A 22,992-nucleotide genomic window follows, 5' to 3' on the forward strand; every position below is an offset into this window, starting at 1 on the left:
CAAAGCCTTATATATATGTTGGTCAGGCAATCCGGCCGCGCTTCTCGCGCTTCACCTCCAGCGTGCTGACCACCTCGCCGCCCGGCCCCACGGTTTCCAGGTGCACGTCGAAGCCCCACAGCCGCGCCACGTGCTTGAGCACCTCGCCGGCCTGCTGGTTGAGCGGGCGGCGCTGGAACTGGCTGTGGCGCAGGGTCAGCGCGCGGTCGTCCTGGGTGTTGACCGACCAGACCTGGATGTTGGGCTCGCGGTTGCCCAGGTTGTATTGCTCGGCCAGCTGCTGGCGCACGTAGCGGTAGCCGAGGTCGTCGTGGATGGCCGAGACGCTGAGCTTTTCGTTGTTGTCGTCGTCCAGCACGGCGAAGAAGTGGAACTCGCGGATCAGCTTGGGCGACAGGTACTGGGCGATGAAGCTCTCGTCCTTGAAGTTGCGCATGGCGAAATCGAGCGTCTTGCGCCAGTCGCTGCCGGCGATGTCCGGGAACCACTCGCGGTCCTCGTCGGTCGGGTTCTCGCAGATGCGGCGGATGTCGGTCATCATGGCGAAGCCCAGCGCGTACGGATTGATGCCGCTGTAGTAGGGACTGTTGACCGGCGGCTGGTACACCACGTTGGTGTGGCTCTTGAGGAATTCCATCATGAAGCCGTCGCCCACCACACCCTCGTCGTACAACTGGTTGAGGATGGTGTAGTGCCAGAACGTGGCCCAGCCCTCGTTCATCACCTGGGTCTGGCGCTGCGGGTAGAAGTACTGGGAAATCTTGCGCACGATGCGCACCATCTCGCGCTGCCATGGCTCCAGCAGCGGCGCGTACTTCTCGATGAAGTACAGCAGGTTCTCCTCCGGCTCGGGCGGGAAGCGCTTGACCACGCGCTCGGCCTCCTCCTCCTCGCGCCGCGGCAGGGTGCGCCACAGTTCGTTGATCTGCGACTGCGCGTAGGCTTCGCGCTCCTTCTGGCGCGCGCGCTCCTGCGCCATCGACAGCTTGGCCGGCCGCTTGTAGCGGTCGACGCCGTAGTTCTGGATCGCGTGGCAGGAGTCGAGCAGCAGCTCGACCGCGTCGATGCCGTGGCGCTGCTCGCACTCGGCGATGTAATTCTTGGCGAACACCATGTAGTCGACGATGGCGTCGGCGTCGGTCCAGGTGCGGAACAGGTAGTTGCCCTTGAAGAAGGAGTTATGGCCATAGGCCGCGTGCGCGATCACCAGCGCCTGCATGGTCAGGCTGTTCTCCTCCATCAGATAGGCGATGCAGGGATTGGAGTTGATGACGATCTCGTAGGCCAGGCCCATCTGCCCGCGCTTGTAGCCCTTCTCGGTGGTCAGGAAGTGCTTGCCGAACGACCAGTGGTTGTACGACACCGGCATGCCGACCGAGGTGTAGGCGTCCATCATCTGCTCGGCGGTGATGATTTCCAGCTGGTTGGGGTAGGTGTCCAGCCCGAAGCCCTCGGCCACGCGGCGGATTTCCTGGTGAATCTGCTCGATCAGCTCGAAGGTCCATTCGGATTGCTCCGGCAGGGCGTTCGGGTGCTTCGGCTTGGGCGTGGTCATGTCGTTCATTTGGGTTGCTTCTTGAACAGTTCACGGAAGACCGGATAGATATCGGCCGGCGTCACAATCTTTTGCATGGCGAAATGCGGGTGGTGGTCCGGCACCTGCGAATACTGCTCCCACAGGTTTTGCGGCGGGCCATCGGTGATCTCGACATAGGTGTAGTACTGCACCTTGGGCATGATGGTGTTGACCAGCAGCTGGCGGCACAGCACCGAGTCGTTGTCCCAGTTGTCGCCGTCCGAGGCCTGGGCCACGTAGGCGTTCCAGCTGCCGGCGCCGTAGCGCTCGTCGATGATCTTGTCCAGCAGGTGCAGCGCCGACGACACCACCGTGCCGCCCGACTCGCGCGAGTGGAAGAATTCCTCCTCGTCCACCTCGGCCGCGGCCGTGTGATGGCGGATGAACACCACCTCGATCTTGTCGTACACGCGCTTGAGGAACAGGTACAGCAGGATGAAGAAGCGCTTGGCGGTGTCCTTGCGGGTTTCGTCCATGGAGCCGGACACGTCCATGATGCAGAACATCACCGCCTGCGTCATCGGCTTGGGCACCTTGACGCGGTTGGTGTAGCGCAGGTCGAACGGGTCGATGAAGGGGATGGCCAGCAGGCGCGTGTGCAGGTGGTGGATCAGCTTTTTCAGCTCGACCACGCGGGCGTCCTGCAGCGGCACGCCCTCGAGCAGCAGTTCCTCGAGCTCGCGCTCGGCCTCGATGACGCGCTTGCGCGAGTTGCCGCCGACCGCGATGCGGCGGCCCAGCGCGCCGCGCAGCGAGCGCAGCACGTGGATGTTGGACGGCGTGCCGGACATGTTGTAGCCGGCGCGCTGGTTCTTGAAATCGGTGGTGGCGGTCAGCTGGGTCTTGACCATGTGCGGCAATTCCAGGTCCTCGAAGAAGTAGTTCATGAACTCTTCGCGCGACAGTTCGAAGATGAAGTCGTCCTCGGTGGTCTGGTCGCTGTTGCCGGCCTTGCCGCGGCCGGAGCCGCCGCCGCCCTTGGGCCGGTTGATCTGGTCGCCCTTGAGGTATTCCTGGTTGCCGGGGTTGACCACTTCCCACACGCCGCCATGGGCGTGGCCAAAAGAGGGTTCGCTCACATCCTTGACCGGGATGGAGACCTTTTCGCCGTTTTCAACGTCGGTGATGGAACGGCCCTTGATGGCGCGGCCCACCGCGTCCTTGATCTGGGCCTTGTAACGCCGCAAGAAGCGTTCGCGGTTGACGGCGGACTTGTTCTTGCCTTGCAAACGTCGGTCGATGAGGTAAGTCAAAAGATGCCTCCTGCTAATTGCCCCGCTCGTCACGTCATTCCGGCGAAAGCCGGAATCCATACTGAGTATGCAATCACGCGTTCTATGGATTCCGGCCTGCGCCGGAATGACGATTCATGCTACGACGACTTCCTCACACGCAGATACCATTCGCACAGCAGGCGCACCTGCTTGGCCGTGTAGCCTTTCTCCACCATGCGCGCGACAAAGTCGGCGTGCTTGTTGGCGTCCTCCGCGCTGGCCTTGGCGTTGAACGAGATCACCGGCAGCAGTTCCTCCGTATTGGAGAACATCTTCTTCTCGATCACGGTGCGGAACTTCTCATAACTGGTCCACGCGGGATTCTTGCCGCCATTGTTGGCGCGCGCGCGCAGGCCGAAGTTGACGATCTCGTTGCGGAAGTCCTTCGGATTCGAGATGCCGGCCGGCTTCTCGATTTTTTCCAGCTCGTTGTTCAGCGACTCGCGGTCGAAGCTTTCGCCGGTGTCCGGATCGCGGTATTCCTGATCCTGGATCCAGAAGTCGGCAAAGGTCACGTAGCGGTCGAAGATGTTCTGGCCGTACTCGGAATACGATTCCAGGTAGGCGGTCTGGATCTCCTTGCCGATGAACTCGACGTAGCGCTGCGCCAGGTGCTCCTTGATATAGGAGAAGTACTTCTGTTCCAGCTCGGGCGGGAACTGCTCGCGCTCGACCTGCTGCTCCAGCACGTACAGCAGGTGCACCGGATTGGCCGCCACCTCGGTGTTGTCGAAGTTGAAGACCTTGGACAGGATCTTGAACGCGAAGCGCGTCGACAGCCCGTTCATGCCCTCGTCGACGCCGGCGTAATCCACATACTCGTGGATGGACTTGGCCTTGGGATCGGTGTCCTTGAGGTTTTCACCGTCGTACACCAGCATCTTGCTGAAGATGCTGGAGTTTTCCGGATCCTTCAGGCGCGACAGGATGGCGAACTGCGCCATCATGCGCAGCGTGCCCGGCGCGCACGGCGCGGCCGACAGCGAGGAGTTGAACAGCAGCTTGTCGTAGATCTTGATCTCATCGGTCACGCGCAGGCAGTACGGCACTTTGACGATGTAGATACGGTCGAGGAAGGCCTCGTTGTTGCGGTTGTTCTTGAACGACTTCCATTCCGATTCGTTCGAGTGCGCCAACACGATGCCATCAAACGGGATCGCGCCGAAGCCTTCCGTGCCCTTGTAGTTGCCTTCCTGGGTGGCGGTCAGCAGCGGGTGCAGCACCTTGATCGGCGCCTTGAACATCTCGACGAATTCCATCAGGCCCTGGTTGGCCAGGCACAGGCCGCCCGAGTAGCTGTAGGCGTCCGGATCGTCCTGCGAATAATCCTCCAGCTTGCGGATGTCGACCTTGCCGACCAGCGAGGAGATGTCCTGGTTGTTCTCGTCGCCCGGCTCGGTCTTGGAGATGGCCACCTGTTTCAGCACCGAGGGATAGCGCTTGACCACGCGGAACTGGTTGATGTCGCCATTGAATTCGTGCAGGCGCTTGACCGCCCACGGCGAGGGAATGTTGCGCAGGTAGCGGCGCGGGATGCCGAAGTCTTCCTCGAGGATGGCGCCGTCCTCCTCCTCGTTGAACAGGCCCAGCGGCGACTCGTTCACCGGCGAACCCTTCAGGCAATAGAAGGGCACATGTTCCATCAGGGACTTCAGCTTTTCCGCGATCGACGATTTGCCGCCGCCCACCGGACCCAGCAAATAAAGGATTTGCTTGCGTTCTTCCAGGCCCTGGGCGGCGTGACGGAAGTAGGACACGACCTGCTCGATCACTTCCTCGGTGCCGTAGAACTCGCGGAACGCGGGATAAATCTTGATGACCTTGTTCGCGAAGATACGCGAGAGCCGGGTGTCATTGCGCGTGTCGACCAGGGTCGGTTCGCCAATGGCGGCCAGCATGCGTTCGGCGGCGCTGGCATAGGTCAGCCGGTCTTTCTTGCACAGTTCGAGATACTCCTTCATGGACATCTCTTCTTCTTTAGTGCGTTCGTATCGTGCGGCGTAGTTGTCAAAAATGGTCATTTGAATGTCCTTTAATGATGGAAACCTGCTTGTCACGAGTCACCGGCAGTTCGCCTGCCCTGGCTCTGGTTCGTATAATTCCTTTCTATCTTATTTTTCTTGTGGCCAGCTTCCTTTAAGTGACGCGGATTGCCCGCGCCGATGAGCTGACTTTATGGCCGGATGGCGGCTTTTATGTGTTGGTCGTAACGCTTCTTACGTCTATGAAATTGATTATTGCGCTATTGGTGCAGGAAGTCAAAAGGTATGTCGTAATATCGTTAATACCCTTTTGTAACCGCATGATTTGAAAGCGAAATATCGAATTAATCACGACGTTTTCAGCGTCTTTTTTCATCCTTTGCCACCACAGTAACATGCCTTTGAAAGATGTGCAGACACGCTACCGCCGCATGCGATAAGATGAACCGATTCAGTAACCCAGCCAACAGGAAAAAAATAAAATGTTGAACGAACAATTGCGCCGTGTTTTGCGGCAGATGCCCAAAGCCGAACTGCACATCCACATCGAAGGTTCGCTGGAGCCAGAGCTGATCTTCGCGCTGGCCGAACGCAACGGCGTCAAGCTGGCCTACGGTTCGGTGGAGGAGCTGCGCGCGGCGTACGCCTTCACCGACCTGCAATCTTTCCTGGACATCTACTACGCCGGCGCCAGCGTGCTGCTCAAGGAACAGGATTTCTACGACATGACGGCCGCCTACCTCAAGCGCGCCGAGGCCGACAACGTGCGCCACACGGAAATCTTCTTCGATCCGCAGACGCACACCGCGCGCGGCGTGGACATCAAGGTGGTGATCGACGGCATCCACCGCGCCTGCCAGGACAGCCCGGTCAGCGCCACGCTGATCCTGTGCTTCCTGCGCCACCTGCCGGAAGAGGACGCGATCGCCACGCTGGAGGCGGCGCTGCCGTACCGCGACAAATTCATCGGCGTCGGCCTCGATTCGTCCGAGGTCGGCAACCCGCCCGAGAAGTTCGCCCGCGTGTTCGCGCGTTGCCGCGAGCTTGGCCTGCACCTGGTGGCGCACGCCGGCGAGGAGGGGCCGCCGGCCTACATCTACACCGCGCTCGACACGCTGAAGGTGGAGCGCATCGACCACGGCGTGCGCTGCCTGGAAGACCCGGCACTGACCGCTCGCCTGGCCAGGGAACAGATGGCGCTGACGGTGTGCCCGCTGTCCAACGTCAAGCTGTGCGTGTTCGACCGGATGGAACAGCACAATCTGCTGCAGCTGCTGGACGCCGGCATCCTGGCCACCGTCAATTCGGACGACCCGGCCTACTTCGGCGGCTACATGAACGACAACTTCATCGCCACCTTCGAAGCGCTGCCGCTGGGCCTGTCGCACGCGCAGCGCCTGGCGCGCAACGGTTTTGTCGCCGCCTTCCTGCCGGCGGCGGAAAAGCAGAAGTATCTGGATGAAGTCGACGCATTCTTTGCCAAGGTCTAAATGTTCAAACTCGCCCTGAAAATGACGGCGCGCGACTGGCGCGCCGGCCAACTGCGCTTTCTGCTGATCGCGCTGACGGTGGCCGTGGCCGCGCTGTCGGCCACCGGCTTCTTCATCGACCGCCTGCGCAGCGGGCTCGATCGCGACGCCCACCAGCTGCTGGGCGCCGACGTCGCCGTCAGCGCCGACTTGCCGGTGCGGGCCGAGTGGCGCGCCGCCGCGCAGGCGCGCGGGCTGGTGGTGACCGACGCCATCACCTTCCCCAGCATGGCGCAGGCGGGCGAGGGCGAGCAATCCTCCTCCATGCTGGCGGCGCTGAAGGCGGTCGGCCCCGGCTACCCGCTGCGCGGCAAGGTCAAGACCACCACCGACGCCGCCCAGGCGGAGCAAAGCATCGGCACCCCGGCCGACGGCGCGCCCGCCGCCGGCACCGTGTGGGTGGAGCCGGGCCTGCTGGGCAGCCTGAAAACCAGGGTGGGCGACCAGCTCAAGCTGGGCGACAAGAGTTTCACCATCGCGCGGCTGATCGCCGCCGAGCCGGATCGCGGCGCCAACTTCCTCGCCTTCGCGCCGCGCGTGATGTTCGCGCTGGAAGACCTGGAGGCCACCAACCTGATCCAGCCCGGCTCGCGCGTCAATTACCGCCTGCTGGTGGGGGCGCCGCCATCGCTGAAAAATGGCGCGGCGGTGGCCAAGGCGTATCAGCAGTGGGTGGAGGCGCAAATCAAGGACAACAACATCAAGGGCGTGCGCGTGGAATCGCTCGACGGCCGCCCTGAAATGCAAACCACGCTGGAACGCGCCGACCGCTTCCTGTCGCTGGTCGGCCTGCTGTCGGCCATGCTGGCCGCCGTGGCGGTGGCGATGGCCGCGCGCCGCTTCATGCAGCGCCACCTGGACGCCTGCGCCATGCTGCGCTGCCTGGGCCTGACGCAGAATCAGGTCACGGTGATGTATCTGATTGAATTCCTGCTGGTCGGACTGCTGGGCAGCGCGGCCGGGGTGGTGGTCGGTTTCGCCGGCCACTATGTGCTGCTGGAAGTGCTGGGCGCGCTGGTCTCCAGCGAACTGCCGGCGCCGACCATTTACCCGGCGCTGCAGGGGTTGGCGATCGGCATCCTGCTGCTGGCCGCGTTCGCGCTGCCGCCCATCCTGCAATTGCGCAAGGTGCCGCACAACCGTGTGATCCGCCGCGAGCAGGACCCGCCGCAAGTAGGCGCGCTGGCCACCTATGGCTTCGGCATGGCCGGCTTTGTGGCGCTGCTGCTGTGGCAGGCCGGCGATCCGAAGATGGCGCTGTACACGGCGCTGGGCTTCTTCGGCGCGTTCGCGCTGTTTGGCCTGGTGGGCTGGCTGGGGTTGAAGTCGCTGCGCTCCCTGCGCGGCGCGATCGACCATCAAAGCTGGCGTTTCGCGATCACCTCGCTGCAGCGCCGTCCGGGCGCCACCATCGTGCAGATCGTTTCGCTGGCGCTGGGCATGATGGCGCTGCTGGTGCTGACCGTGGTGCGCGGCGACCTGATGACCGCGTGGCGCAACGCCACCCCGGCCGATGCGCCGAACCGCTTCATCATCAACATCCAGCCGGAGCAGCGGCAAGAGATTGCGCAACGCCTGAAGGCGGCCGGCGTGGTGTATGCGCCGCAGTATCCGATGATACGCGGCCGCCTGACGCAGGTGAACGGCAAGCCGGTCACCGCCGAGACCTACACCGAGGACCGTGCGCGCGGCCTGGCGGACCGCGAATTCAATCTGTCCACCATGGCGCAAATGCAGGCGGAGAACAAGATCGTCGAAGGCAAGTGGTTCGAGGACAAGCCGGGCTTCCCGGAGGTGTCGGTGGAGCAGGGCATCGCCAAGACGCTCAACTGGAAGCTGGGCGACAAGCTGCGCTTCGAGATCGCCGGCTCGCCGGTGGACGTGACCATCACCAGCATCCGCAAGCTCGATTGGGGCTCGATGCGGGTGAACTTCTTCGCCATCATCAATCCGGCGGCGATGACGGAGGTGTCGCAGAGCTGGATCACGGCTTTCCACCTGCCGCAAGGGCAGGGCGCGGTGATGAATGCGTTGACGCGCGACTTCCCCAACCTGACCATCGTCGATGTCGGCGGCATCCTGCGGCAGGTGCAGGCGGTGCTGGATCAGGTGATTACGGCGGTGGAGTTCCTGTTCATCTTTACGCTGGCGTCGGGTGTGCTGGTGCTGTATGCGGCGCTGATGGGATCGCAGGATGAGCGCACCCGCGAAGCCGGCCTGCTGCGCGCGCTGGGGGCGACCCGCAGGCAGCTGTCGCAGGCGCAGCTGATCGAGTTTACGCTGGTGGGCGCCTTGTCCGGTGTGCTGGCGGCCAGCGGCGCGGCGGCCATGGGCTGGGCGCTGGCGACTTATCAGTTCAAGTTCGCCTGGAGCTTCAGCCCGATGGTGTGGGTGGTGGGACTGGTGGCCGGGGCCTTGTGCGCCATTGCCGGCGGCTGGCTGGGGCTGCGCAACGTGCTGCGCCAGCCGCCGCTGCAAACGCTGCGCGAAGCCTGACCTGTCATTCCCGCGCAGGCGGGAATGACGGCGGGTTAGGCGGCTACCGCTTCGGGCTGCAGCTCCCGCACGAACTGCGCGTAGGTGTGCGGCCGCTGATCGAAGTAGTGCGGCGGCAGGTCGAACAGCGCCCAGTAATAGGTCTCCTTGCCCTGGCAGACGCGCGGCGCGGCGCAGTAGCGGTGCCAGTTCTCGGCCATGCCGCTGTGGTACATGCCGTCGCCGAACGGATCGCTGAAGAAGGTCAGCACACGCCGCTCCAGCAGCGCGTGCAGCAGCGAGCGCGGGGCGTCGCTGTCGCGGGCGATCTCGTACTGGGCATACATGCTCTGCTCCGTTTCGATCACCATCAGCGTGGCCTTGCCATGCTGGTCGAGGAACAGGATGCCGGTCGGATTCGGGAAGATGTAATGCTCGACGAAGCCCAGCGTGCGCTTGAGTTCCCGCACCACCTCCGCCAGCGCCGGATCAGTCAGGAAGCGGTAGTCGTGCAGGGCCACCATCTCGCGCAGGGTGTCGGAGCGGTGGTCGAAATAACGGTCCTGCAGCGCCGCCACCTCCATCTCCAGGATGTCCAGCGCATGGTCGTCGCTCTTCTTGATGTAGCGGTCGATCAGCCCGCGGTTGAAGGCGCTGACGGCGATCTTCTCGTCGGCGGCGCCGGTGAACAGGATCTTCTTGCACGGCAGGTGCGCCACCGCCGCGCAGAATTCCAGCCCGTTCATCTGCGGCATCGAGTAATCCACCACCAGCACCGACGGCGTGGCGAAGCGTTGCCGCTGCTCGGCGATGCGGTAGACGCGCTCCAGGTCCAGCGCCACGTTGCACTGGTCGGCCGGCAGGTTCTGCATGTCGAAGTTGACGTGCAGCGGCACCCCGCTGTCGGGCGCGCTGTTGCGCAGCCAGTGCAGCGCCTCGGTGGTGTCGTGGAAGGTTTTATTGGCCAGCATGGGATCGAGCTGGAACGACAGGCTGCGCAGGAACGAGTCGCTGTCGTCGACCAGCACGGTCAGCGTGGGATGGGCGTAGACGGGTAGATGCATGATTCACCTCGCGGGGAATTCCAGGATGAAGATGGCGTAGGCGCTCTCGCGCGAGACGCAGCGGATGTGGGCACGCCAGGCTTCCATGATTTCCTGGCACAGCGCCAGCCCGATGCCGGCGCCGTTGTGCGGCGGGTGCGAATAAAAACGGCGGAAGATCAAGGACATGTTCTGCGCGGCGATGCCGCAGCCGGTGTCGATGAACAGCAGGCGCGGCGGCTGGTGCGCGCCGTCGATGATGATGCGCACACGGCCCTTGCCGGCGCGCTGCACGGCGCGCAGCGCGTTGCGCATCAGGTTGAGCAGCACCACCACCGCCAGCTCGCTCTGGCCGGCGAAATGGAAGTTGTGGCGCAGCTCCAGGCGCACCATCTTTTGCTGCTTCTGCGTGGCGAAGGGATAGCGCTTGAGCACCTCCTCCACCACCGACTCCATCGATACCGTCTCCACCGGATTCAGGTTCTGCCGCACCGCCGTGGCGCTCAGCAGGAACAGGTCGATCATGTGGTTCATGTGGCGCACCTCGAACTGGATGCGGGCCAGCGCGTCCATGATGGTGAGGCGGTCCTCCTTGCTCTGCACCTGGGCGTCGGACAGCATGCGCAGCAGGCCGCGCACGTTGGCGTCGACGCTGGTGAGGGGCGTGCGCAGCTCGTGCGCCACGGTGGCCAGGCCGGCGCCCATGCCGGCCAGCTTTTCCTGCGCCAGCACGTGGCGGCTGATCTTGGCCGCCGACAGCACGGCGATGGTGAACCAGTGGATCGGCACCTGCTGCAGCACCTGGCGGCTCAGCAGGGTGTCGCCTTCGCCCAGCGCGGCCGCCACCGCGCACGCCAGCAGGGTGCCGATCAGGTAGGCGCGCAAGGCCAGCCCGGTGTCGAAGTGGAACAGCACCACCAAACCGATCAGCAGCGATTCGCCCCACACGCCGGACGCGTGGTTCATCAGGAACATCAGCGTGAAGAAGAACGGGAAGATGTAGCTGAGCGTGACCAGCAGGTACAGGTTCAGCATCGCCCGGCTGAACTGGCGCGCGAACAGGCCGATGGTGCACAGCAGGATGCCCAGCATGCGCAGCGGCAGCGACTCGTACTGCTGCGGGAAAAAGTGCTGCCAGATCACGTAGTACAACGGCATGCCCACCGTGCCGATGCACGCCAGCAGCAGAACGCGCACGGTCGCGTGGTCTTCGCGGCCGTGATACTGCAGCAGCGACTGCAACAGTCCGTGCTGCCAGCGTTTCCAGCGTTCGTGCAGGGGAGGGCTCATGGTGGCTTTGATTTTTGTCAAGTTGCCATCATCGCCGGGATTTGCAACGGATTCAGCAATATCAAAACGGATATTGATCCGCATCAATCTCCGTGAGTTTTTTTAGCCGCATGGTGGCGTCTGTAGTTCACAAAAAAACAATTTGTTTTGTCCAAAACCAAATGGAGATGCGCCATGACCCACGCTATTGCCCACCATCACATTCCTGCCGCGCTGCCGGATTTCGTCACCCGCCGCATGGATGCGCACTATGTCACCCGCATCGAACAACTGCTGGGCGGCGAGCACCCGCACGCCTGGCAGCCGACGCCGGCGGGCGCGGTGTTTTTAGCAGGTAACGATTACCTGTGCCTGGCCGGCGAGCCGGCGCTGGTCGCGGCGCAGGTGGCCGCCCTGCGCAACAGCCATGGGGAGTTGCTGATGTCCGCCGTCTACCTGCAGGAGGGCAGCCCGCAGCACCGGCTGGAGCGCAAGCTGGCGCGCTTCATGGACGCGGAGGACGGCATCCTGGCGCAATCCGGCTGGGCCGCCAACGTCGGGCTGGTGCAGACGCTGGCCGCGCCGGGCATACCGGTCTACCTCGACATGCAGGCGCACGCCTCGTTGTGGGAAGGCGTGCAGTCGGCCGGCGCCTTGCCGGTCTCGTTTTTGCACAACGACATGGAGCATTTGCAAAAGCAGTTGCAGCGCCATGGGCGTGGCCTGATCGTGGTGGATGCGCTGTACAGCACCAATGGCAGCGTCGCGCCGCTGGCGGAACTGGTGGAGATCGCGGAGCGCGGCGGCTGCATGCTGATTGTCGACGAGTCGCACTCGCTGGGCACGCACGGCCCGCGCGGCGCCGGCATGGTGGCGGCGCTCGGCTTGAACGAGCGGGTGCACTTCCGAACGGCCTCGCTGGCCAAGGCGTTCGCCGGGCGGGCTGGATTCATCACCTGCTCCAGCCGTTTCAAGGGCTACTTCCTGTCCGAGTCGCGCCCTGCGATTTTCAGTTCCTGCCTGCTGGGGCACGAGCTGGCATGGTTCGACGCCGCCATCGACTTCATCGCCGCCGCCGACGGGCGTCGCGCCGCGCTGCGTGCGCACACCCGCATGCTGCGCGCGGAGTTGAGCGCGCTGGGTTACAACGTCGGCGACGGCAGCGAGCAAATCATTGCGCTGGAGCCGGGGCCGGAACCGAAGACGCTGGCCCTGCGCAAACTGCTGGAGCGGCACGGTGTGTACGGCGCCATGTTCTGCGCGCCGGCCACGCCGAAAAACCGTTCGCTGGTGCGGCTGACGCTCAATTCGGGCCTTGACGGCGCGCAGCTGGCGCACATCGTCCGCGCCTGCGACGAGATCCGCGCGCAGGCCGATCTGGAGAGCTGGTCGTCCACGCGCCGCCTGCGCAAGCTGGCCTTGGTATAGGCTATCATGGCGGGTATGACTGAAGAATCCCGCACCCTCTATGAAGTAATTGGTGGCGAATCGACCATCCGTGCGATGGTCGATCGCTTTTATGATTTGATGGAGCTCGAACCCGAGTTCCAACTGCTGCGCTCCGTGCACGGCCCCTCGCTGGAGAACGCCAACCAGCGCTTGTTCATGTTCCTCAGCGGCTGGATGGGCGGCCCGGACCTGTACCAGCAGGCGCACGGCCATCCGCGCCTGCGCATGCGTCACATGCCGTTCGCCATCGGCACGCAGGAACGCGACCAATGGCTGCGCTGCATGGCGTGGGCGATGGAAGACGTCGGCATCGACACCGAACTGCGCGTGCGCCTGATGAATTCCTTCTTCCAGACCGCCGACTGGATGCGCAACAAGCCGGATTGATGCCATGACCTCGATCGAGTTTTTCGTCCTGCTGGCGGCGCTGGCCGCGATTATCGTGCTGCAGGTGCTCGCGCTGCTGCGGGCCAAGGGCGGCGCGGCCGGCGATCTGGCCGAACGCATCGAACGCGTCGAGCGCGAGGTGCGCATGCAGCTGCAAACCACCGCGCAGACCAGCAACGCCGCCAACGTGCAGCAGTTTGAAGCCATGCGCCGCCAACTGGAGGAGCAGGGCGTCAGCAGCCGCCACGAGCAGACCCGCAATCTCAAGCTGTTCGCCGACACCATGAACCAGCGCATGCTGGAGGTGCGCGTGATGTTGGAGACCAAGATCAAGGATCTGCAGAACGACAATGGCGCCCGCCTTGAAGAGATGCGCAAGACGGTGGACGAGAAACTGCACGCCACGCTGGAGTCGCGGCTCAACGCCTCGTTCCAGCAGGTGTCCGAGCGGCTGGAGCGCGTGCACCAGGGCTTGGGCGAGATGCAGCAGCTGGCGCTGGGCGTGGGCGATCTGAAGCGCGTCCTGACCAATGTGAAGACACGCGGCACCTGGGGCGAGGTGCAACTGGAGATGCTGCTGGAGCAGGTGCTGACGCCGGACCAGTATGCGAAGAACGTCGAGACCATCGCCGGCACTGGCGCGCGCGTGGAGTTCGCGCTCAAGCTGCCGGGCCAGACGGAAGGCGGCGCGCCGGTATGGATGCCGATCGACGCCAAGTTCCCGAAGGAGCAGTACGAACGCCTGCTGGAAGCGGCCGACAGCGCCGATGCCGACGGCGTGGCGCTGGCCGGCCGCGAGCTGGAACGCGCGGTGCGGGTCGAGGCCAAGACCATCTCCGAGAAGTACGTCTCGCCGCCGCACACCACCGACTTTGCCATCCTGTTCCTGCCGACCGAAGGGCTGTATGCGGAAGTGATGCGCCGTCCCGGCCTGGCCGATGAGCTGCAGCGGGTGAACCGCATCAGCATCGCCGGCCCGTCCACGCTGACCGCGCTGCTCAACAGCCTGCAAATGGGCTTCCGCACGCTGGCGCTGGAGAAGCGCTCGTCGGAGGTGTGGCAGGTGCTGGGCGCGGTGAAGACGGAATTCGCCAAGTTCGGCGACGTGCTGGCGGCGACCAAGCTGACGTTGGAGCGCGCCGCCAAGAATATCGAATCGGCCGAGACGCGCAGCCGCGCCATGGCGCGCAAGCTGAAAACCGTGGAAGCCCTGCCGAGCGAGCAGGCGCAGTTGCTGATGGGCGCTGAATCGGACAAAGGCGAGCTCGATAACGAATAAGGTGCGTGGCGGGGGCGCATCTGGTTGCTCCGTAGTTTTGCGTGTTTGTGCGCGTTTATCCGTATTTGTGTACAATGCGTGCATGAAAACCGAATCCCTCCTGCTGCCCGAGCGGCACGCATTAATACTTAAGCAACTGAACAACGAAGGCCGTGTGCTGGCCACCGCATTGGCGCGCGAATTGAACGTGACCGAGGACACCATCCGCCGCGACCTGCGCGACCTGGCCGCCGCAGGCTTGTGCCAGAAGGTGTATGGCGGCGCCGTGCGCGTGGCGCCGGGGCCTGAAGGCGGCACGCTGGTGCAGCGCATGGAGCGCCAGCAGGACGACAAATCGCGCCTGGCTGCCGTGGCCGCGAAGTTGGTGACGCCCGGTGGCACCATTTTCCTCGATGCCGGCAGCAGCAACCTGGCGATCGCTGAGGCGCTGCCGGTCGTTCCGGTGACGGTGCTGTCCAACGCGCCATCGATCGCGGCGCGGCTGCTCGACAAGCCGCATGTGGACCTGATCATGATCGGCGGCCGCGTCAAGCAGAGCCTGGGCGGCAGCGTGGGCGCGACCGCGCTGCGCGAGCTGGAGCTGGTGCGTCCCGACCTGTATTTCATCGGCGCTTGCGGCGTCGACGTGCAGGCCGGCGTCACCGCGGTCGATTACGAAGAGGCGGAATTCAAGCGTCGTCTGGCGGCGCAAAGCAAGGCCACCGCGGTCGTTGCCACTGCCAGCAAGATCGGTGCTGTGGCGTCGTACAGCGTACTGCCGATTTCCCAATTAACCCATTTGATCGTCGAAGCCGCAACCAGCGCGGAAGTGGTGGAGGCTTACGCCGCCGCCGGCACCCGCCTGCTGCGCGCCGACGCATAAACTTATGAACAACTACGGATTGAAACAGCGCGTGTCGACGCGTTTAGCTTTTCTGGCGGCCGGCATGGCCATGTCCGCGTGGGCGCCGCTGGTGCCTTTCGCGAAGGTACGCACAGGCGTGGAGGCCGCGCAACTGGGCTTGCTGCTGCTGTGCCTTGGCATCGGCTCGCTGCTCGCGATGCCGGTGACCGGCGTGCTGGCCGCGCGCTTCGGCTGCCGCCGCGTAATCATGTGGTCCGGTCTTGGTTGTGCTGTGGTGTTTCCATTCCAGGCGATCGCGCCGAGCGCGCCCTTGCTGGCGTTGACCTTGTTCCTGTTCGGCGCCACCATCGGCACGCTGGATGTGTCGATGAATGTGCAGGCGGTGATCGTGGAGAAGGACTATGGCGGCGCGCTGATGTCCGGCTTCCACGGCATGTTCAGCGTGGGCGGCATCGTTGGCGCGGGCGCCATGAGCGCGATGCTGTGGCTGGGCATGGACATCGTCGGCGCATCGGTGGTCATGACGGTTGCGGTGGCGCTGGTGTTGCTGGGCGCCGCGCCGAACCTGTTGCGCGAAGCGCCGGCGGCGGAACGTGATGCGCCTTTGCTGGTGGTGCCGCGCGGCGCGGTGATCTTGATCGGCTTGCTGTGCATGTTCGTGTTCCTGGCGGAAGGCGCGGTGCTCGACTGGAGCGCGGTGATGCTGACCAACAGCGGCATGAGCAGCGCGCAGGGCGGCCTTGGTTACGCGGCGTTCGCGGTGGCGATGACCATCGGCCGCCTGAACGGCGACAAGATCGTGCAGCGCTGGGGCGGCCGCCGCATCCTGCTGCTGGGCGGCCTGGCAGCGGCGGCGGGCTTCTTTATCGTGGTGCTGGCGCCGTCGGCGTGGCTGGCGCTGGCGGGCTTTTTGCTGATCGGCTTTGGCGCTTCCAACATCGTGCCGGTGCTGTTCACGGCAGCCGGCAGCCAAAAGGACATGCCGGCCAGCCTGGCGGTGAGCGCGATTTCCACCATCGGCTACGCCGGCATCCTGGCCGGTCCCGGCCTGATCGGCTTCGTGGCGCACGCGGTCGGCCTGCAGTGGGCCTTCGCGGCGCTGGCGTGCGGCATGCTGCTGGTGGCTACACAAGCCCGTCGAACAGCATAAGCTCCACCATTTCGCCGGCGGCGACGTTGGCCTGGTCGTGATGCAGCACGACGATGCAGTTTGCCTCGCTCATGGAGCGCAGGATGCCGGAGCCCTGGGCGCCGGTCAGGCGTACCTGCGGCACGCCGTCGCTGCCGGTGCTGAGGATGCCGCGCTGGTATTCGGTGCGGCCGGGGCGCTTGCGTATCGCTTCGGCGGCGCGGGCCTGAACGGTTTGCAGCGCGCTTTCGCCGCCCATCATGCGCAGCAGGGCGGGGCGGGCGAACATGTAGAACGACACCATCACCGCGACCGGATTGCCCGGCAGGCCGAATAGCCAGGCGCTGTCTTGCCCGGCCTGGATTTTGCCGAAGGCCAGCGGCCGGCCGGGGCGCATGGCCAGCTTCCAGAAGGCGACGTCGCCCAGCACGGCCATGATGTCGCGCGTGTAGTCGGCCGCGCCTTCGGAGACGCCGCCGGAGGTGATGATGGCGTCGGCCTGCCGCGCGGCGCCGCGCAGGGCGGCTTCCAGCGCTTGCGGGTCGTCCTTGACGACGCCCATGTCGATCACGTCGCAGCCGAGGCGCGTGAGCATGCCGAACAGGGTGTAGCGGTTGCTGTCGTAGACGCAGCCCTCATCGAGCTTGTCGCCCAGCGAGCGCAGTTCGTCGCCGGTGGAGAAGAAGGCGACCTTGAGTCTGCGCCTGACGCCGACCTGGCCGATGCCGAGCGAGGCGATCAGGCCCATGTCGGCGGGGCGCAGGCGTTTGCCGGCTGGGATGGCGACGCCGCCGGCTTGCAGGTCTTCGCCGGCGCGGCGCAGGTTGGCGCCGGCGCGGATGGCGTGGGCGGCAATGGTGACGGTATCGCCGTCAATCGCGGTGGCCAGTTCCTGCGGCAGTACGGTGTCGCAGCCGGGCGGGATGCTGGCGCCGGTCATGATGCGCACGCATTCGTTGGCCTGCGGCGCCTGCGCGAACGGATGGCCGGCGTAGGCGACGCCGATGGTCTTGAACGTGGCCGTCCCCTCGCCCGGCAGGTCGGCGCCGCGCAGCGCGTAGCCATCCATGGCCGAGTTGTCATGGGCGGGGACGTCGATCGGTGAGATGATGTCAGCGGCCAGCACGCGGTCGAGGGCGGCCAGCAGGGGCAGCGTTTCGGTGGCGTCCACCGGCACGATGCGCTCGCGGATCAGGCGCTGCGCCTCGGCCACCGGCAACGCCGGCGGATCGCCGTCGCGCGGGGCGGCGCCAGCGTCGGCGGCGGGGAGGGCGGCCGGCGGCTGCGCGGGCGCGTTCCGTTCGTGGTGCTGGAGTTCTTCCAGCGTGTTGATGTTGCTGAAGGCCGCGCTGTCGTCGAACAGCACCTCGGCCACTTTCAGCGTGTTGAAGAAGCCTTCCATGCGGCGCGCGCCGGTGTCGAGGTAGGCGTCCAGTTGCGGCAGGGTGCTGGCCTTGATCAGGCTGAAGACGGGGTGCGGCTGGCGGTATGGGGCGCCATGCTCGTCGCGCTCCATGGTGACGGCCATCGCCATGTCGGCGTCTTGCTCCGTCATCGCCGCGTGCAGCCGCCGCGCCAGATCCAGCGGGAAGAATGGCGAGTCGCACGGCGCCGTCAGCAGCAATTCGGTCGGGCAGAACTGCAAGCCGATCTGCAGGCCGGCCAGCGGCCCGGCGAAGCCATCGAGGTAATCCGGCAGCACCGGCGACGCGCCGGCCAGCGCCTGATACTGGGGCAGGTTGCGGGTGGCGTTGATCGCCACGCTGGCCACCTGCGGCGCCAGGCGGTCCAGCACGTGCGCCACCAGCGTGGCGCCGCGAAACGGCTGCAAGCCCTTGTCCACGCGGCCCATGCGCGTGCCGCGTCCGCCCGCCAGTATCAGCCCGGTGACCTTGCTCTTCAAAGACAAAACTATCCCCCGATGTAAGACATTTCCACTTTATTGGCACCGCGGCGCAGTACCTCGGTCTGGCTGGTGCGCAGTTCCGAGTAGCGGTCGCCGCGCGCGCGCCACAGGTGCGCCAGCGCGGTGCTGATCTCGGCGTCGCTGCGGCCTTCGCGCAGCAGGGCGCGCAGATCGTGGCCGCTGGTGGCGAACAGACAGGTGTACAGTTTACCCTCTGTCGAGAGGCGCGCGCGAGTGCAGTCGGCGCAGAAGGCCTGCGATACCGACGAGATCACGCCCACTTCGCCGCTGCCGTCGGCGTAGCGCCAGCGCGCGGCCGTCTCGCCGGTGTAATTGGCGGCCACCGGTTCCAGCGGCATCTCGGCGCTGATGCGGCGGATCACCTCGGCCGACGGAATCACCTCGTCCATCTTCCAGCCGTTGGAGGCGCCCACGTCCATGTATTCGATGAAGCGCAGGATGTACGGGCTGCCGCGGAAATGGCGCGCCATCGGCACGATCTCCTGGTCGTTCATGCCGCCCTTGACCACCATGTTGATCTTGATCGGGCCGAGGCCGACCTGGTTGGCCACGTCTATGCCCTTCAGCACGTCGTCGACGGCGAAGTCGACATCGTTCATGCGCTGGAACACCGTGTTGTCGAGCGCGTCCAGCGAGACCGTCACGCGGCGCAGGCCGGCGTCCTTCAGCGATTGCGCCTTGCGCGCCAGCAGGGAGGCGTTGGTGGTCAGCGTCAGGTCGAGCGGCTTGCCGCTGGCGGTTTTCAGCTCGGCCAGCATGGCGATCAGCTTTTCGATGTTCTTGCGCAGCAGCGGCTCGCCGCCGGTCAGGCGGATTTTCTCCACGCCGTGGGCGATGAACAACTGGGCGATGCGGGTGATTTCCTCGAACGACAGCAGCGCGGTGTGCGGCAGGTATTGGTAGTCGTTGTTGAACACCGCTTTCGGCATGCAGTACACGCAGCGGAAGTTGCAGCGGTCGGTGACCGAGATGCGCAGGTCGTGCAAAGGCCGCGCCAGGCGGTCGCTCAGCAGGCCGGTGGGCGTCTCCAGGACGGCGGGGACGACCGGCGCGGCGCCGCGCTGCTCGGCCATCATGATAATTTTTTCTGCCATATTGCTGTTTATGAAATGCACTTGCTAATGACTCAGACAGCTACGATAGCATGATAAAAAAAGGGAAGCACGAGGCTTCCCTTTTTCAGCTTGCGGCTGGCGCGGCTTAACGGCGGGTGTCGACCTGGATCAACGGCTCGTCAACCTGCGGTGGCAGCGGCTTGCGTTCGCGTGGCACGCGCACCGGTGGCACGACCTGTGCGGCGGCTTCCTGGGCGGCGCGCAGCTTGGCCGGGTCGGTCGCGGCCAGGGTCAGGCCGGCCGAGCTCAGCACGGCTTGCAGGTCGATCGGCGCCGATGGCGCTGGCGCTGGCGCGGAGGCGACCGGTGCGGGTGCCGGCGCTGCCGCGACCGGAGCTACCGGTTCCGCGGCCAGCGGTGCGGCTGGCACAGGCTCGGCAGCCACGGACGCGGCCACTTCCGCCACCACGGCTGGCGTTTCCACTGCCGGGGCAGGGGCTTCCGCAGCGGCGGCGACCACCGGTTCCACGGCCAGCGGCGCTGCGGCCACTGGTGCGGCCACGGGAGTTGCTGGCGCGGCTTCGACCACTGGTGCGGCCGGTGCCGCGTCCGCTACCGGCGCGGCGGCCGGGACGGCTTCCGCCACTGGCGCTTCGGTTGCGGCTGGTGCTGCTTCCACTGCTGGAGCGGCTACGGGCGCTGGCGCCTCGGCCGCCACAGGCTCGGCGGCTGGTGCCGGCGCGGTTGCCAACGGGACAGGCGCTGCCACCGGCGCTGCGGCGACTTCAGCGGCTGGCGCTTCGGTCGCGGCCGGCGCGATGGCCGCGGTTGCGACCGCGGACGCAGCGGCGGCCTCGGCGGCTTCAGCGACTGGCGAGAAGCTCAGTTCAGCCTGTTCGCCGTTCTCGCCGGCGACGCCTTCCTGACCTTCCACGCCTTCGCGTTCACGGCGGTTGCGGTTGCGGCCGCCACGGCGGCGGCGGCGGCGTGGCTCGTCGCCTTCCGCCACCACGTCGTTTTCCTCACCCTCGGGACCGGCGCTCGGCGCCGCTTTCAGGATGTTGGCGGTGGCATCGACCACTGGACCGGTCGTTGGCGCCGCTGCGTTCAATGCCAATTCCTCGGCCTTGGCTTCCACTGGCGCCTTGTCGGCGCGTGGCTGGCGTGGCGGACGCTCACCGCGCTCGGCGCGCTCGGCACGTTCCGGACGCTCGGCGCGCTCAGGGCGTTCAGCACGCTCGCGCGCCTGGCCTTCCACTGCCTGTTCGCGCGGCTCGCGGGCCTCACGCGGCGGACGCGGCTGGCGTGGCGGACGGCCGTTGGCGTCCGCCGCCTTGCCTTCTTCCTTGGCTGCGCCTGGTTCTTTTTCCTCACGCTCGCCGCGGCCGCCTTTGCCGTTGCGGTTACGGCCGCGCGGACCACGGGCGTTGCGGTCGCCGCGCTCGCCGCCGGCTGGCGCCTTGACCACGATGGTCGGCTGCTGCGGCAGGACCGGCGCGGCCGGCTTGCCGGTGAAGAAGCCGATCAGCTTGGCGAAGAAGCCTTGCTCGGCCGGCGCCGGCGCTGGCGCCGGGGCCGGCTTGATGACGGTTTCGGTCGGCTTGCGGTCGACCATCGGCGCAGGCTGCTCGGGGGTGATGGTCTTGACCATGGCTTCCTGGCGCGGCTTGGCTTCTTCCTTCTGGCGCTTGCTGTAGGCCATGTCGGTTTCGGCCTGCTCGACCAGCGAGTAGCTGGCCTGGCTGTCTTCCAGGCGCGGATCGTCGTGCTTGATGCGTTCCAGCTTGTAGTGCGGGGTTTCCAGGTGCTTGTTCGGCACCAGGATGATGGTGATGCGGTGGCGGGTCTCGATCTTCAGCACCTCGCCGCGCTTCTCGTTCAGCAGGAAGGCCGCCACGTCCACCGGCACCTGCACGTGGATGGTGGCCGAGTTTTCCTTCATCGCCTCTTCCTGGATGATGCGCAGGACTTGCAGGGCCGACGATTCGGTGTCGCGGATGTGGCCGGTGCCCGAGCAGCGCGGGCAGGTCACGTGCGAGCCTTCCGACAGCGACGGACGCAGGCGCTGGCGCGACAGTTCCATCAGGCCGAAGCGCGAAATCTTGCCCATCTGGACGCGCGCGCGGTCGTGGTGCAGGGCGTCCTTCAGGCGCTGTTCCACTTCGCGCTGGTTCTTGGCCACTTCCATGTCGATGAAGTCGATCACGATCAGGCCGCCCAGGTCGCGCAGGCGCAGCTGGCGGGCCACCTCCTCGGCGGCCTCGCAGTTGGTGTGGAACGCGGTGGTTTCGATGTCGGAGCCGCGGGTGGCGCGGGCCGAGTTGACGTCGACCGACACCAGCGCTTCGGTGTGGTCGATCACGATGGCGCCGCCCGATGGCAGCGGCACGGTGCGCGAGTACGCGGTTTCAATCTGGTGTTCAATCTGGAAACGCGAGAACAGCGGCACGTCGTCGCTGTAGCGTTTGACACGGTGCACCATGTCGGGCATCACGTGGCTCATGAACTGGTGGGCCTGCTCGTAGATGTCGTCGGTATCGATCAGGATCTCGCCGATATCGGGCTGGAAGTAGTCGCGAATCGCGCGGATCACCAGCGACGACTCCTGGTAGATCAGGAATGCGCCGGAGGCCGACTTGCCGGCGCCCTCGATCGCGCGCCACAGTTGCATCAGGTAGTTCAAGTCCCACTGCAGCTCTTCGACGCTGCGGCCGATGCCGGCGGTGCGGGCAATCACCGACATGCCCGGCGGCAGGTCCAGCTTGTCCATGGTTTCGCGCAGTTCCTGGCGCTCCTCGCCCTCGACCCGGCGCGAGACACCGCCGCCACGCGGGTTGTTCGGCATCAGCACCAGGTAGCGGCCGGCCAGCGAGACGAAGGAGGTCAGGGCGGCGCCTTTGTTGCCGCGCTCTTCCTTCTCCACCTGCACCATGATTTCCTGGCCTTCGCGCAGCGCTTCCTTGACGGAGGCGTTGCGGACATCCACCCCTTCCTTGAAGTAAGTGCGCGCAACTTCCTTGAACGGCAGGAAACCGTGGCGATCCTCGCCATAGCTGACGAAGCAGGCTTCCAGCGATGGTTCGATGCGGGTGATCACGCCTTTGTAGATGTTGGACTTGCGCTGTTCGCGTCCGGCGGTTTCGATGTCGATATCGATCAATTTCTGACCGTCGACAATGGCTACGCGCAGCTCTTCTTGCTGCGTAGCGTTAAACAACATGCGTTTCATTTTTATTAACTCCGCGACCCTTGGGCCATGTATGCCGCCGGTTTCTTAGGACCGGTGCGGCAAGCTACAGGGATATACGCGAGAATCGGAACGATTGCGGTGGGTATGCCCATCCTGTGCGGCGGCGCGGGGCAGCCGCAACTGGGCGCATGAGGTTGATCGACATGCCGAGTGCTCGCTTCATCTGTAGTTCTCCATGCGGCCCCAACGGACGGCAGAAAAGAACAGACGGAGAGCAGTCTTGATGGCCAGATCTCGACCAGGCTAAGCAACTACAAGTATTACTACTTCTACAACCGGGCTGGTGTCAGCCGGCGGTCAGGCTTGCAGTGAGCATGGGGTCTGGCGAAAACGGCAAGCGTTATCAACTACTCATCAACCGGCCAGCCCAACTTATGATCTGGCTGACCGGACTTTATCCTTACTATCCAATCATTCTTCTTCAGCACCCCTGTCGCCATCCGATTACAACTACGGTGCAACCCTGATTCCGGCAGGGATGGTGCGCATACATTTTTTCCTCTGAATTTGCAATTTGGCGAGGC

Annotated in this window: 15 protein-coding genes; 7 read left to right on the top strand and 8 right to left on the bottom strand. The window is 65.0% G+C overall.

Going from position 1 to position 22,992, the window contains the following annotated elements; translation table 11 throughout:
- Positions 1 to 22 precede the first annotated feature (22 nt).
- From FHW83_RS05855 to FHW83_RS05865, 3 genes are all read right to left on the bottom strand, one after another.
- Positions 23 to 1,564 (bottom strand): SpoVR family protein, encoded by a 1,542-nt coding sequence (locus tag FHW83_RS05855; RefSeq protein WP_176645406.1) that lies wholly within the window; start codon positions 1,562 to 1,564, stop codon positions 23 to 25.
- Positions 1,561 to 2,829: a YeaH/YhbH family protein gene (locus tag FHW83_RS05860; RefSeq protein WP_176645407.1), complete on the bottom strand. Its 1,269-nt coding sequence runs from the start codon at positions 2,827 to 2,829 to the stop codon at positions 1,561 to 1,563. The genes FHW83_RS05855 and FHW83_RS05860 overlap by 4 nt, the downstream gene beginning before the upstream one ends.
- 119 nt (positions 2,830 to 2,948) lie before the next feature.
- Positions 2,949 to 4,871 (bottom strand): PrkA family serine protein kinase, encoded by a 1,923-nt coding sequence (locus FHW83_RS05865; RefSeq protein WP_176645408.1) that lies wholly within the window; start codon positions 4,869 to 4,871, stop codon positions 2,949 to 2,951.
- A 443-nt stretch (positions 4,872 to 5,314) separates the two neighbouring features.
- On the opposite strand from FHW83_RS05865, the gene FHW83_RS05870 reads away from it, so the two are divergent.
- Positions 5,315 to 6,322 carry an adenosine deaminase gene (locus FHW83_RS05870; RefSeq protein ID WP_176645409.1) on the top strand — a complete coding sequence of 336 codons (1,008 nt, stop codon included), beginning with the start codon at positions 5,315 to 5,317 and terminating at the stop codon, positions 6,320 to 6,322.
- Positions 6,323 to 8,857, top strand: coding sequence for an ABC transporter permease (locus tag FHW83_RS05875; protein ID WP_176645410.1), 2,535 nt, complete (start codon positions 6,323 to 6,325; stop codon positions 8,855 to 8,857).
- A gap of 35 nt (positions 8,858 to 8,892) precedes the next feature.
- Here FHW83_RS05875 and FHW83_RS05880 read toward each other — a convergent pair whose 3' ends face one another.
- Positions 8,893 to 9,900 (bottom strand): response regulator, encoded by a 1,008-nt coding sequence (locus FHW83_RS05880; protein WP_176645411.1) that lies wholly within the window; start codon positions 9,898 to 9,900, stop codon positions 8,893 to 8,895.
- A 3-nt stretch (positions 9,901 to 9,903) separates the two neighbouring features.
- Positions 9,904 to 11,169, bottom strand: coding sequence for a HAMP domain-containing sensor histidine kinase (locus tag FHW83_RS05885; protein ID WP_176645586.1), 1,266 nt, complete (start codon positions 11,167 to 11,169; stop codon positions 9,904 to 9,906).
- Between the two features lie 174 nt (positions 11,170 to 11,343).
- Between FHW83_RS05885 and cqsA the strand changes: the two genes are divergently transcribed.
- The 5 genes from cqsA (at position 11,344) to FHW83_RS05910 (ending at position 16,257) form a co-directional block, all read left to right on the top strand.
- Positions 11,344 to 12,576 carry an alpha-hydroxyketone-type quorum-sensing autoinducer synthase gene (gene cqsA, locus FHW83_RS05890; RefSeq protein ID WP_176645412.1) on the top strand — a complete coding sequence of 411 codons (1,233 nt, stop codon included), beginning with the start codon at positions 11,344 to 11,346 and terminating at the stop codon, positions 12,574 to 12,576.
- A 15-nt stretch (positions 12,577 to 12,591) separates the two neighbouring features.
- Positions 12,592 to 12,984, top strand: a complete 393-nt coding sequence (locus FHW83_RS05895) for a group II truncated hemoglobin (protein ID WP_072781468.1) — start codon at positions 12,592 to 12,594, stop codon at positions 12,982 to 12,984.
- A gap of 4 nt (positions 12,985 to 12,988) precedes the next feature.
- Positions 12,989 to 14,263 carry a DNA recombination protein RmuC gene (locus FHW83_RS05900; RefSeq protein ID WP_176645413.1) on the top strand — a complete coding sequence of 425 codons (1,275 nt, stop codon included), beginning with the start codon at positions 12,989 to 12,991 and terminating at the stop codon, positions 14,261 to 14,263.
- 82 nt (positions 14,264 to 14,345) lie between these two features.
- A complete protein-coding gene (locus FHW83_RS05905) occupies positions 14,346 to 15,125 on the top strand; it encodes a DeoR/GlpR family DNA-binding transcription regulator (RefSeq protein WP_176645414.1) in 780 nt (259 codons plus the stop codon).
- A 4-nt stretch (positions 15,126 to 15,129) separates the two neighbouring features.
- Positions 15,130 to 16,257: an MFS transporter gene (locus FHW83_RS05910; protein ID WP_176645415.1), complete on the top strand. Its 1,128-nt coding sequence runs from the start codon at positions 15,130 to 15,132 to the stop codon at positions 16,255 to 16,257.
- Here the strand turns inward: FHW83_RS05910 and glp are convergent.
- The 3 genes from glp to FHW83_RS05925 all read right to left on the bottom strand — a co-directional run bounded on the left by glp (position 16,232) and on the right by FHW83_RS05925 (position 22,447).
- Complete coding sequence (gene glp / locus FHW83_RS05915; protein ID WP_176645416.1) at positions 16,232 to 18,145, bottom strand: gephyrin-like molybdotransferase Glp; 1,914 nt, start codon at positions 18,143 to 18,145, stop codon at positions 16,232 to 16,234. The two genes, FHW83_RS05910 and glp, sit on opposite strands and share 26 nt — an antisense overlap.
- 2 nt (positions 18,146 to 18,147) lie before the next feature.
- Positions 18,148 to 19,257, bottom strand: a complete 1,110-nt coding sequence (gene moaA, locus FHW83_RS05920) for a GTP 3',8-cyclase MoaA (protein ID WP_176645417.1) — start codon at positions 19,255 to 19,257, stop codon at positions 18,148 to 18,150.
- A 106-nt stretch (positions 19,258 to 19,363) separates the two neighbouring features.
- Positions 19,364 to 22,447: an Rne/Rng family ribonuclease gene (locus FHW83_RS05925; protein WP_176645418.1), complete on the bottom strand. Its 3,084-nt coding sequence runs from the start codon at positions 22,445 to 22,447 to the stop codon at positions 19,364 to 19,366.
- Positions 22,448 to 22,992 lie beyond the last annotated feature (545 nt).

The sequence above is a fragment of the Duganella sp. SG902 genome (assembly GCF_013376005.1).
Taxonomy (GTDB): Bacteria; Pseudomonadota; Gammaproteobacteria; order Burkholderiales; family Burkholderiaceae_D; genus Rugamonas.